11 protein-coding genes and 1 pseudogene are annotated in these 10,845 nt (G+C 65.7%); 4 read left to right on the top strand and 8 right to left on the bottom strand.

What is annotated here, in order from left to right; translation table 11 throughout:
* Positions 1-141: 141 nt before the first annotated feature.
* On the top strand, positions 142-1,251 hold the full coding sequence (locus AC5RWX_RS25265) for an FUSC family protein (protein ID WP_494099031.1): 1,110 nt from the start codon (positions 142-144) through the stop codon (positions 1,249-1,251).
* On the opposite strand, the gene AC5RWX_RS25260 is transcribed toward AC5RWX_RS25265, so the two are convergent.
* Positions 1,219-1,992 carry an SDR family NAD(P)-dependent oxidoreductase gene (locus AC5RWX_RS25260; RefSeq protein WP_494099030.1) on the bottom strand — a complete coding sequence of 258 codons (774 nt, stop codon included), beginning with the start codon at positions 1,990-1,992 and terminating at the stop codon, positions 1,219-1,221. The two genes, AC5RWX_RS25265 and AC5RWX_RS25260, sit on opposite strands and share 33 nt — an antisense overlap.
* A gap of 270 nt (positions 1,993-2,262) precedes the next feature.
* On the opposite strand from AC5RWX_RS25260, the gene AC5RWX_RS25255 reads away from it, so the two are divergent.
* Together AC5RWX_RS25255 and AC5RWX_RS25250 are read left to right on the top strand one after the other, a co-directional pair.
* On the top strand, positions 2,263-2,604 hold the full coding sequence (locus AC5RWX_RS25255) for a hypothetical protein (protein WP_494099029.1): 342 nt from the start codon (positions 2,263-2,265) through the stop codon (positions 2,602-2,604).
* Between the two features lie 208 nt (positions 2,605-2,812).
* Complete coding sequence (locus tag AC5RWX_RS25250) at positions 2,813-3,124, top strand: hypothetical protein (RefSeq protein ID WP_494099028.1); 312 nt, start codon at positions 2,813-2,815, stop codon at positions 3,122-3,124.
* Positions 3,125-3,231: 107 nt separating this feature from the next.
* Here the strand turns inward: AC5RWX_RS25250 and AC5RWX_RS25245 are convergent, their stop codons facing one another.
* The 7 genes and pseudogenes from AC5RWX_RS25245 to AC5RWX_RS25215 all read right to left on the bottom strand — a co-directional run bounded on the left by AC5RWX_RS25245 (position 3,232) and on the right by AC5RWX_RS25215 (position 10,056).
* On the bottom strand, positions 3,232-4,194 hold the full coding sequence (locus tag AC5RWX_RS25245; protein WP_494099027.1) for an NAD(P)/FAD-dependent oxidoreductase: 963 nt from the start codon (positions 4,192-4,194) through the stop codon (positions 3,232-3,234).
* Positions 4,195-4,363: 169 nt separating this feature from the next.
* On the bottom strand, positions 4,364-4,717 hold the full coding sequence (locus AC5RWX_RS25240; RefSeq protein WP_494099026.1) for a GNAT family N-acetyltransferase: 354 nt from the start codon (positions 4,715-4,717) through the stop codon (positions 4,364-4,366).
* A gap of 118 nt (positions 4,718-4,835) precedes the next feature.
* Positions 4,836-5,025, bottom strand: a pseudogene (locus tag AC5RWX_RS25235) (DUF1304 domain-containing protein); the annotation flags it as partial.
* A gap of 100 nt (positions 5,026-5,125) precedes the next feature.
* Entirely contained in the window at positions 5,126-5,977 is an 852-nt protein-coding gene (locus AC5RWX_RS25230) for a class II fructose-bisphosphate aldolase (protein WP_494099025.1), read from the bottom strand.
* Positions 5,977-7,395, bottom strand: coding sequence for a GntP family transporter (locus AC5RWX_RS25225; RefSeq protein WP_494099024.1), 1,419 nt, complete (start codon positions 7,393-7,395; stop codon positions 5,977-5,979). Before AC5RWX_RS25225 ends, AC5RWX_RS25230 begins: the two co-directional genes overlap by 1 nt.
* Positions 7,396-7,502: 107 nt before the next feature.
* A complete protein-coding gene (locus AC5RWX_RS25220) occupies positions 7,503-8,402 on the bottom strand; it encodes an NAD(P)-dependent oxidoreductase (protein ID WP_494099023.1) in 900 nt (299 codons plus the stop codon).
* Between the two features lie 127 nt (positions 8,403-8,529).
* On the bottom strand, positions 8,530-10,056 hold the full coding sequence (locus AC5RWX_RS25215; protein WP_494099022.1) for a four-carbon acid sugar kinase family protein: 1,527 nt from the start codon (positions 10,054-10,056) through the stop codon (positions 8,530-8,532).
* Positions 10,057-10,213: 157 nt separating this feature from the next.
* Between AC5RWX_RS25215 and AC5RWX_RS25210 the strand changes: the two genes are divergently transcribed.
* On the top strand, positions 10,214-10,845 hold a 632-nt coding region (locus AC5RWX_RS25210; protein ID WP_494099021.1), incomplete at its 3' end, for a FadR/GntR family transcriptional regulator.

The raw sequence follows: 10,845 nt of genomic DNA, 5'->3' as shown, positions 1-10,845 counted from the left end.
CGGGCCTCTGCCGTGCCAGGCTCGGCTGGCCCATGTCGGTTTGTGTCCCTGTCGCCCTAATAAATGGCCTTGTCCGCACAGCCGGTGATACGTTCCGAGGGGCCCGGAAGGGATCCGGAAACCAGGCAGGAAAGGTGCGGCATGAAGCTTCTGATGGAGCAGGTGCGCGCCCTTCACCGGTTGGAACCCGCCAACCGCGACCACCTGGCAGCCCTGCGCGTAGCCATCAGCGTCGCAGTTCCCTCGCTTCTGCTCCTGGCCGCCGGCCGCACAGACCTCATCATGTATGCCGTCTTCGGGGCGCTCACGGGCATGTACGGGCGCTGCGAGCCACACCAGCTCCGCCTCCGGCACCAGTCCCAGGCCGCGATGGTCCTGCTCGGCGGTGTTGTGGCAGGCCTGTTCCTGTCCGTCAACCACCTTCACTCCTGGTGGCTCGTCGCCGTCGAAGCGGTGCTGGCCGGCGCGGGATCGGTCTTTGCGGACCGGGTGAGGCTCAAACCCAACGGGCCCTTCTTTGGCATCCTCGCACTGGGAGCCTGCGCCTCGGTACCTACGGCGGTTCCCTGGCAGGTCGCCATACTTATCGCCGCAGGGTCCGCCGCCTTCTCCATGCTGGTGGGTTTCGGCGGCTGGATCCGCAGCAGGTCCTGGCAGCGCGGCGCCGTCCGCAGCGATCCCGCCATTCACCCTGCCGGCCGTGGGGAGTTGTTTGTGCACGCCGCCCGGTATGTTCTGGCCGTAGGCGCTGCCGGCACCGTGGGCGTTCTTTCCGGCAGCGGCCACCCGCACTGGGCCATGGCAGCCGCGGCGGTACCCCTTGCCGGGGCCGACCTCCCCAGCAGCGTCCGCCGCGGAATCCACCGCATCGTGGGGACATTCCTCGGCCTGGCGGTCACCGCCGTCGTTATCCTTCCCGGCCCCTGGTCCCTGGCCGGGCTGTTCCCGGGCCGGCAGGCCGTGATGCTTGCCCTGCTGGTGATCCTCTTCCAGTTCACTACCGAGCTGTTTATGGCCCGCCACTACGGCCTGGCCATGGTTTCGTTTACGCCGGTCATCCTGCTGATAACCCAACTCGCCGCCCCAATCGACCCCACGGTGTTGATCCTTGAACGCGGCGCCGAGACGCTGGTCGGCGCACTGGTGGGCATCGCGGTGGTGGTGGCTGTACGCCGCTCCTGCACCGGCAGCCCGCGCGCATTGCTTGGACTCGCGCCCCTATTTGGGCTTCCGCGGAGGGCCCGCCACTAATTTGGCCGGCGCCACCCTGGCAACCGCCGCCAGTACCTTGTACCGCTTGGACGGGATGGAAACCGCTTTGCCCCGCTCGTTGTCCGCCAGGCCGTCCCGCACCACCCGATCTGCGTGCAGCCAGGCCCACGACGGCGCCACGGACTTGTCCATGCCCATCCGGTCGTGGAACTCGGTATGGGTAAAGCCAGGGCATACGGCAGTGACCTTGATGCCTCGCTGGCGGTAGGCGAGGTTGGCCCACCGGCTAAAGCTGACGAGCCATGCCTTGGCGGCGGAGTAGGTTCCCCGTGGGAGGAAAGCGGCGATACTGGCCACGTTGATGATCCGGCCCCCGCCTCGCTCCAGCATGCCTTTCAGTGCTGCGTGGGTGAGCTCCATGGCCGTCTCGCCGTGCAGCTTCAGGTGCTTTTTCTCCTCCGAGATGTGGTTGTCCTCGAAGTTGTGCAGCAACCCGATCCCGGCGTTGTTGACCAGGATTCCCACCGGCCGCTCCGGATCGGAGAGGCGTCCGACGACGGCTGCCACGCCGGCGTCGTCCGTCAGGTCGGCGGGCAGCACCTCAGCCGTAATGCCGTAACGCCGTTCCAGGCCCGCTGCGGTCTCCTCGAGGCGGGCCCGGTTCCGCGCCACCAGCACCAGGTTGCAACCCTGGGCGGCGAGCTGGCGCGCGAACTCCGAGCCCAGGCCTGCACTGGCACCAGTGATCAAGGCGGTTGTTCGGGAGGAGTGCGCAGTCATGCTGCAAGCCTAACCACCACCTGATGACTTTTGGCCCGCAGTGTCACGGCTGCCCTCACCAGCCTTGCTGTTCCCGGTTTTATTTCCAGGGAACTTCGCCAACGGGTTCGCCAGGCGCCCGGCCATCTGCACGGCGTGTCCGGCAAGTTGCAAACGCTCCTGCAAAATGGCCGCTCCGGGGCGGCTGTGTATGACAAGACGGGCGTGTATCCCCCGGGCTAGGGTTGGCATACAGGCAGCTGGTGGTTGCCGAAATCCATAGGGGGAAACATGGAACAGCCGGGAAGCGCCATCGAGTTCCGGGAAGTGGACCAGGACGGAAATCCGGTATCGGGGGCGGCCAGGTCCGGAGCGGGGGAAGCTGCCGAGAGCGGCCCTGCCTTCGCCGTCAACCCGTTCGTTGTGGTTCTGTGGCTGCTCGCCATCGTGTTGATCGCGGGCGGAACCTTGATCTTCCTCAACGCGAACTCCATGGTGGGCCCGACAACTTCAGGGATGCCGGCGTCTTTCCTGATGTTCACCTTTGCCCCCTATGCAATTATCGCGGGGCTTGCTGCTGCCATCTGCCTGCTGTTCTGGCACGCATTCCAGTGGCAGCGCCGGCGCGGCTAGCTAGGACCCTCGGTGCCCTCAGGCCCGGGAATGGCTTGTGGCATTGGCGGCGATGCCGCACGATGCCGGCACGTGCGGTGGGTCACAAGCTGATTTGCCCAACCATTAGTAAGCCTGCTTAGGTTATGGGGTAAATCAACCTCCACAAGCAGTCGCGGCGGGGCTGCCAACGCCGGCAGTACCGTGAAGAAGCCCAAGGACGAACATCATGACCATCGTTACAGAAGACCAGCTGGCGGCTCCCATCGAACCCGAAGCAGGGGCAGAAACCTCGTTGAGCTCCACCCTCCCTGTTGACATGGGACTGTTGGTCACACTGAAATCCAGAATTCATTGCCGTGCCCACATGCAGCGTGTGGATCCGGACGCACCCTCCCTGTACCAGCCCGTTCGCGTTGACGGGGCAACGGTGGTTACCGTTGGTGCCGGCTCCTCGCCCGCCAGTGTGGAAACCTACCGCTGTGCCTGCGGTTTCACTATCGATGTCCCGGCTGCCAGCATGCACGCGCTGGCCAGCTGACCACAGGGATCAGCTGGCCAGGACCGCCTGCTGATTCACAACGGCTGGGTTGCGGGGCGCCTGTTGGGTAGGGCGCCCCGCAACCTGCCAGCCCATACAGCAGCAGGCTAATGGACTGCAGCAGTCCTTGCGGCCTCCACGGCCCGCCGCGTATCCTCCAGTACCAAATCTGCGTTGATGGCCGCGGCCGCTTTGAGTCCGGCGGCTGCGGCCGTCATCACCTGGGCCGAGACGTCCGTGGCGTTGCCGGCGGCCCAAACCCCCGGGCAGGACGTCAGCCCCGACTCATCGGTGGCCAGCCGTGTCCCCGGCCCTTCTTCCAGGCCGTCCGGTTCCAGCCCCAGGGCCTGGAGCATGTTGGCCTTGCTGACGGTGGCCGGGCTGACCACCAGCACGTCCAGCGGCACAGCCGATCCGTCGTCGAGCGTAACCCCCCTGAGCTTGTCGTCCTGGACCACCAAGCCGCGGACCTGGCCATCCACCACTTTGACGGACCGGGCTTCCAGCTGTTCCGCTTGGCCCGCACTGAGCGCCACTTCTTCGCTAAGCAGGAGGGTCACATCCGGGCTCCACTGTCGGAAGGTCAGGGCCTGCAGGACAGCGTGGGCATCCGAGGCGAGCACCCCTACCTGCTGGTTCCGGATCTCCCAGCCGTGGCAGTAGGGGCAGTAAAGCACATCCCGGCCCCAGCGTTCGGCCACCCCCGGCAGGTCGGGAAGCTGATCTTCGATTCCCGAGGTAATCAACAGCCGGCGGGCGGTACAGGTGGTGCCGTCCTCGAGCGAAAGCACGAAGTTCTCGCCGTCCCGCCTGGCGGACCCAACAAAACCGGCGATGCTCTGCCCGCCGTAGTCCGCAAGTTCCCCCCGTCCGGCAGCAAGAAGCTCGCTGGGGCTCATGCCCTCACGGGTCAGGAAGCCATGCACTCCTTCTGCGCGCAGGTTCCGCTGCCCTCCGGCATCGATTACTACTACCGAGCGCAGAGCCCTGGCCAGGGCAACACCGGCGCTCAACCCGGCCGGTCCCCCTCCTATAACGGCAACGTCGAATAGCTGTTCTTGGTGATTCATCCAGGATTCCTTCCCCGGTGTGCGCTGCTCCCTGAAAGAGAGCGCATTCAACTGCGTGCGCCCTCTGCAAGACCGCGCTCAGGAAAGGTACCCGGCATTGCAGCACAATAACGCGCAACCCGCGTTCCCGGAGGAAGGATGTTGTAGCTTCCCGGAGGGTACCGGCGCCTTAGGCTCCCGAACCGTCAGTAGCCGGGCTGTCGGGCCAGTCGACGAACTGTTCGTAGCCCTCATGTTTGCGCAGGTACCCGGCAATGAAGGGGCAGTGCGGGACGATGCGTTTGCCCGTGGCCACCACATCATCGAGGGCGAAGTGCGCCAGCACCTTGCCCAGGCCCCTGCCTTCGAAGTCCGGGGCGGTTTCGGTGCGGATGAAATCAATGTGTCCGGGAAGGTCCTCGTAGAAGGACTGGACGGCCAGCTTGCCGCCCACCAGCAGTTCATAGCGGTGCTGCGCGTCGTTGCGCCTCAGCGTGACATCGGGGGTGAACCTATCCTCGGTGGACATCATGTTCTCGGTCATGGTTCGACACTGGCACTACTTCATCCCGCTGGCAATGCCCCGGCTTACCCTTGAACATCACGAGTCGGGCAAAGCACACCGCCCGTTCCCGGCAGGTCCATCGTCAGGCCGCCGGCCAGAGCTCCAGGGAGAGGTTGTAGAACCCCTGGTTGTAGGCGAGCGGCGTGGTGATATCGGCGTCAGCCTGGGATGCCACACCAAAGCGCTTCCAGGTGGCCGGCCTGGTCCAAGTGAGGGACTCCATGGAGAAGATGCAGACGTGGAGCGCGGCTGCCCAGGAAGGCAAAAAGAAGGGAGGCCAGGATCATTGACTGATCCTGGCCTCCCCGTCCCGGAGTATTCGTCCATATATATGCACACCTCATACGGGTTCAACCCGGCATAGCTGGACAAGAACTCGAAGGAACGTCAGCGCGTGAGCATACCCAGGGCCGTTGTGGCGAAGCTGCCCGCGGACTGGTTCCAGTGGCCCAGGAGCCCCTGCAGGTTTTCGCCGTCGGACCGGTGGCCCGGCAGCTGCTCCTGCAGGGTGGAAAGCACGCCGGTGCGGAGTTCAGTGTTGAAGTTGACCTTGCCAACGTTCATGGACGCGGCCTTCACCAGCTCCCCGGCAGGGATCCCGGAGGCGCCGTGCAGGACCAGCGGAATGTGCGTCCGCACCGCAATGTCCTGCAGGACGTCCCAGCGCAGCTGGGGCTCGCCCTTGTACTTGCCGTGGACATTCCCGACGGCGACCGCCAGCAGTTCGGCGCCGGTGCGGGACACGAAGTCCTCCACTTGGGCCGAATCCGTCAGCCCTGCCACCGCCACGCCGGACTGGTCGGAACCAAAGGCGCGGTCCTCGTCTCCGGCGAGGCCCCCGAGCTCGGCCTCCAGCGGTACGTCGGGCCCCAGCAACGCGCGGGCCGCAACAACCAGTGCGATGTTGTCCTCGTAAGGAAGGGACGAACCGTCGGCGAGGACGGAATCCGCCCCTGCAGCGACGGCGTCGGCCATCACCTGAAGGTCCGTTGCGTGGTCAAGCTGCACTGCTACGGGCACCGACGCTGCGTCAGCCAGGCCACGGAGGGCCCCGATGAGGCGCAGGCCGTTGGACGTGGCGGCCGTCTTGGGTGCCACGAGGAGGATGACTCCCCGCCCGGATTCCTCCGCCGCGGCCACCACTGCCAGCGAGGTGGTGAAGTCGTAGCAGGTGAAGGCCGGGACGGCGGAGCCCTGTTGGAGGGCGGAGGTGACCAGGTGGTCGAGTCGGGTGCGCATCAGACGGTAAGTCCGCCAGTAACGATCCAGACCAGGAACGTGAGCGCGAAACCTGCCAGCCCAAGGACCGTGGTGAGCACGGTCCAGGTTCTCAAACCATCAGCCACTGAGAGGCCCAGGAAGCGGGTCACGATCCAGAAGCCGGAGTCGTTTACATGGCTCAGGCCAAGAGCCCCGAAACCCATGGCTACCAGGATGAGTGCTGTCTGGAAGGGCGAGAAACCGCCGCCCGCCACGGAGGCTGCAAGCAGGCCCGAGGTGGTGATGATGGCCACGGTTGCCGAGCCCTGCGATGCCCGGAGGATGGCCGCGAGGACGAAGGCCATCACGATGACTGGGAGGCCCGCAGACTGCAGCCCTTCCGCGAGGGCCGTGCCGATGCCGGAGACGGTGAGCACCTTGCCGAAGACGCCGCCGGCGCCGGTGACCAGGATAACGATGGCGGTAGGAGCCAGCGCAGAGTCCATGACTTCGCCGGTGTGCTGCGAGGACCAGCCGCGGCGGATGCCCAGGAAGTAGTAGGCCAGGCCCAGGGCCGTGAGGAGCGCAATCAGCGGGGCGCCGATGAAGGCGGCCAGCTGGGAAGCAAAGGTGTCCTTGGGCAGGATGACGGCGCCGACGGTTCCCACCATGATCATGAGGATCGGAAGGACAATCAGGGTAATGATCATTGCCGGGCTGGGAGCGGTCTTGACCTCGCTCCTGACGGCAACGCCGGATGTTCCCTGGGCAGCTTCCTGCTCGACCTGCGACGTGCCGGTGCCAAAGAGCCGGAACTGCTCGGCGGTGGCGGGCAGCATGGTGAAATCACGGCGGTTGAGCCTGCGGGCAACGAAGTAGCCCAGGATGCCCACGGGAAGGCAGAGGGCGAGGCCGATGATGGTGGTCCATCCGACGTCCGCGCCAAGGATGCCAGCGCCGCCAACGACGCCGGGGTGCGGCGGGACAACGACGTGGATGGCCAGCATGATGCCGCCGACGGGCAGGCCGATCTTGACCGGGTTGACACCGGCGGCCTTGGCAAATCCGTAGATGATGGGGATCAGGATGATGAATCCGACGTCAAAGAAGACCGGGATGGCCAGCAGGAAGGCTGCGGAAGTCAGGGCGGCGATGACCCGGCGGGGGCCGAGCAGCTGCGTGAATCTGCCGGCGAGGGACTGCGCACCGCCGGAAATCTCGATCATTTTGCCCAGCATGGCGCCCAGGCCAACCAGGATGGCTACGGATCCAAGGGTGCCGCCCATGCCTTCAGTAACGGTTTTGATGACGTCTGGAAGCGGGATGCCTGCAACCAGGGCAACGGCCACGCTGACCACGAGCAGGGCAAGGAAAGCCGGGATCTTGAACTTGATGACGGCCACGAGAAGCAGGGCGACGCCCGCCACTGCTATGGCCAGAAGAGCTAATGCGCTCATCGTGTGTCTCCTTTGACGTCGCTAGTTAAGCCTAGCGAGCTGGGTGGGTACGACGGCGGCGGAGGGGGGACCGCCGCCGTCGTACGTTGAGGGGGGAGGGTGACTTGCTACTTGGTGCGCTTAGTGGGGGCAACAACCTTGATGACGGCGGAGTCATCAGCGGCGGCGAGTCCCTGGGCCTGGCCCAGGAGGTAAAGCTGCTCGGCAGCGGCGGCAACCGGAGCTGCCAGTCCTGCCGCGCGGGTGGCCTTTCCTACGATGCCCATGTCCTTGACGAAGATATCCAGGCGGCTGAGGACCTCGGCGCCTTCCGCGTTGTAGGCCTCGAGGATCCGGGGGCCGCGGTTGGAGAGCATGAACGAGCCGGCGGCACCGGCTTCGAGGGCGGCAAGGGTCTTGGCCTGGTCCAGTCCGAGCGCGTCGGCCAGGGCCATCGCCTCGGCGGCGGCAGCAATATGGACGCCGCAGAGGAGCTGGTTGACAGTCTTGAGGGCTTGGCCGTCACCGGGCTTGTCGCCTACCACGGTGAGGGTGGAAGCGAGCAGTTCAAGGGCGGGGGCCGCCTTTTCGCGCGCTGCGGGAGACGCTCCCACAACGATCAGCAGGTCGCCTTCGCCGGCACGCTTGGGCCCGCCGGACAAGGGGGCGTCCACCAGCTCCACGCCGTATTGGGCCAGCTTCTCCACGGTGGCCGGAATGGCTTCGGTGCCCACGGTGCTGCCGAGGATGACCACTGCGCCGCGCTCCAGGACGGAGGCCACGCCGTTCTCGCCAAAGAGCACGTCATTGAGCTGCTCGCCGTTGCGGACGGCGAGCAGGACGGCGTCAGCACCCTTGGCGGCTTCACGGGCTGAAGCGAACGTGGCGATGCCTGCTTCTTCAGCAAGCGTCAGGCGGGGTTCGGCGATGTCGAAGCCGTGGACGGTCAGCTGGGAGGCCAGGCGGGTTGCCATGGGCAGACCCATGGCGCCTAGGCCCAGGACGGTGATGGTGTAGGTGCTGGTCATGGTGTTCTCCATTGAATGTGTGTGAATGGCTTGGCCCACGCGGACAGGGTTCCCTGGCCGGGTAGCCGCTGGGCGAGGACCCAGGCCCGGGCTTGCGAGGGTTGGGAGCCGGTGCGGACTTGCGAGGTTAGGGGGTTCGTGGGGAGAAGGTGTTGCTGAGCTTGCGGGTGACGTCGGCGAGGGACTGGTCGTCGCCCACGTTACCGGCGAAGACGATGTACGGGATGCCCTTGGCGGGCCCGTCCACCGGCTGCCAGAGCGAAACGATGCCGGGAAGCATGGGACCGCGGACGATGGCGTGGCGGATCTCGAGGCCATGGGCGGCAACATCGGAGGAGGTGATGCCGCCCTTGGCGATGACGAAGCGCGGCGGGAAGGTTTTCAGGGTCCGGTTCACCACGGCGACGACGGCGGCCGAGACGGTACGGGCGATCCGCAGGCTTTCGGCGGGGTCGTCAGTTTTGATCAGCAGCCGGCTGGTGTGGACGATGACGTCGCCGCTGCGGAGGGCTTCGACGACGGTGTCAACGGTCTGGTCCAGGTGGCTGCCTGCCTCTGTTTCAGAACCGAGGAGTTGTTCGACGTCGATTTCCACGATGCGCGCCGCGCTGTGCTGTTCGGTCAGCGCCTTGAGCTGGCGGGTGGTGACGCCCACGTGGGATCCGACGACGATCAGCCCGCCGGCTTCGGACGGGGTGTTGCCGGCGTAAGCTTCGGCGCCGGTGAGTTCGGCGCGGATTTCCTGCCCGATCCTGGCACGGCCAAACGGCGGGCCAACGCGGTAGAGCAGTTTCTTGCCGCGTCGCTCGGCTTCCTCCAGGCCGAGGGACAGCGCGCGCAGGTCATTCTCGGTGACGATGTCGGCCACGATCGGGGTGGAGTCCACGGCGGCCTCGATGGCGTCGGCGATCGCATTGGCGCTGATCCGTGCACCGTCTGCCGCATCTGCGGCTGAGGCGCCGGCGCGGATGATGTTCAAGTCCAGGACGATCACCGAGTCCGCAGCGAAGCGGCCCTGGGATTTTTCCTTGACATAGTCGGCCATCACAGACGTGGTGAAGCCGAAAGTGGCGTCCTTGGCGAATTCGGTGTCGGAGACCGGGGTGAGGGTGCCGGCCGCGTCGCCCGTGCCGCGCATGTAGTGGACGCCGCCGATGGTGACACGTCCGGCGTCTGGAAAGGCCGGGACCAGCACCACGCCGTCGGTCTTTTCCCCGCTGACATCCGCCACGGTCGCGGCAATGACGTCCGGCTCCAGCGGGTAGTGGCCACGGAGGGTGGAATCGCTGCGGCTGACGAAGCCGAGGCGCAGTGTATCCGGCGAGCCGGCGGCGGCGAGGGCGTTGCGGACCACTTCCTCATTGCGGGCGGCTGCCTCGGCGGGGTCCAGGCTGCGGGTGTTGGTGAGGACGTAAACGGCGGGCTTGGCTGTGCTCTGCGCGATATGCGCAAAGGCCCAGATGAAGTCCTCTACCTCCCAGCGGGTGAGTACGGGCAAATCGGCCACGGACTGGGTTCCGGTGGGGTCGTCGTCGAGCACTACCAGGACACGCGGGATTTCCGCGTTGGAGGCAGCCAGCGTGCTGGCCACCAGTTCGGCGGGAATCCGGACCTCGGCCGGGTAGGCGGCCAGAACGTCTGCTTCAAGCGTCACAGTGCACTCCGTTGTGTATAAATCCGGGCGGATCCTGGTGTAAAGGTAACTGTAAGATGTCTGACATCTTGCATCCGAATGCTAGTGTGGCACACGACATAAAGACGCGCAAGTAGACTTGTCCGACATATGCACAAGGGGCACTGACGGGGGCAGCATGGCAAGGAAGTCGCTGGTAGGCCAGGTGGCAGACGAACTCCTGGACCGCATCATCGCGGGAGAATTTCCACCGGGGGCCACTGTTCCAGGCGAGCACGAACTCAGTGCCGCGCATGAAGTCAGCCGGATGACCGTCCGCGAGGCCATGAAAACCCTTGAGGCGCAGCGAATCCTCAGCGTCGAGCGCGGTCGGGGCACTTTTGTGAACCCGCTCAACCGGTGGGCCTCGCTGGAAGCAGTGCTGCGCGCGGCCTCCGAGGGAAAGAACGAAGCGGAGGCTTCCGTCCAGCTCATCGAACTCCGCCGCATGCTGGAGACCGGTGCCTGCGAACTCGCGGCGGGGCGCATCAGCGACGCGGATATCCAGGCCCTCTACGGCCACGTGGCCGCCATGCGGGCCGCCCACGAGGTGAACGATGTTGCGGCCTTCGTGGAGGCGGACCTCGCCTTCCACGACCTGGTCCTGCATTCCTCCGAGAACGTCTTTGTTGCCGTTCTCTTTGAACCGCTCCACCGGGTCCTGGAAAAGAGGCGGACGGAAACGTCCGCTGTGCGCGAGATCCAGGTGCACGCCATAGGCCATCACCAGAACATCGCCGAAGCGCTCGAATCCCGTGATGCCGGCCGCTC

Source organism: Arthrobacter sp. SPT-J7 (assembly GCF_059089965.1).
This window is presented reverse-complemented; position numbering and strand designations above follow the sequence as displayed.

Bases quoted from the DNA above. Each gene is read 5' to 3' on its own strand.
- AC5RWX_RS25220 (WP_494099023.1), bottom strand. From the start codon at position 8,402: ATGACCAGCACCTACACCATCACCGTCCTGGGCCTAGGCGCCATGGGT.
- AC5RWX_RS25245 (WP_494099027.1), bottom strand. From the start codon at position 4,194: ATGAATCACCAAGAACAGCTATTCGACGTTGCCGTTATAGGAGGGGGA.
- AC5RWX_RS25240 (WP_494099026.1), bottom strand. From the start codon at position 4,717: ATGACCGAGAACATGATGTCCACCGAGGATAGGTTCACCCCCGATGTC.
- AC5RWX_RS25225 (WP_494099024.1), bottom strand. From the start codon at position 7,395: ATGAGCGCATTAGCTCTTCTGGCCATAGCAGTGGCGGGCGTCGCCCTG.
- AC5RWX_RS25260 (WP_494099030.1), bottom strand. From the start codon at position 1,992: ATGACTGCGCACTCCTCCCGAACAACCGCCTTGATCACTGGTGCCAGT.
- AC5RWX_RS25250 (WP_494099028.1), top strand. From the start codon at position 2,813: ATGACCATCGTTACAGAAGACCAGCTGGCGGCTCCCATCGAACCCGAA.
- AC5RWX_RS25255 (WP_494099029.1), top strand. From the start codon at position 2,263: ATGGAACAGCCGGGAAGCGCCATCGAGTTCCGGGAAGTGGACCAGGAC.
- AC5RWX_RS25230 (WP_494099025.1), bottom strand. From the start codon at position 5,977: ATGCGCACCCGACTCGACCACCTGGTCACCTCCGCCCTCCAACAGGGC.
- AC5RWX_RS25265 (WP_494099031.1), top strand. From the start codon at position 142: ATGAAGCTTCTGATGGAGCAGGTGCGCGCCCTTCACCGGTTGGAACCC.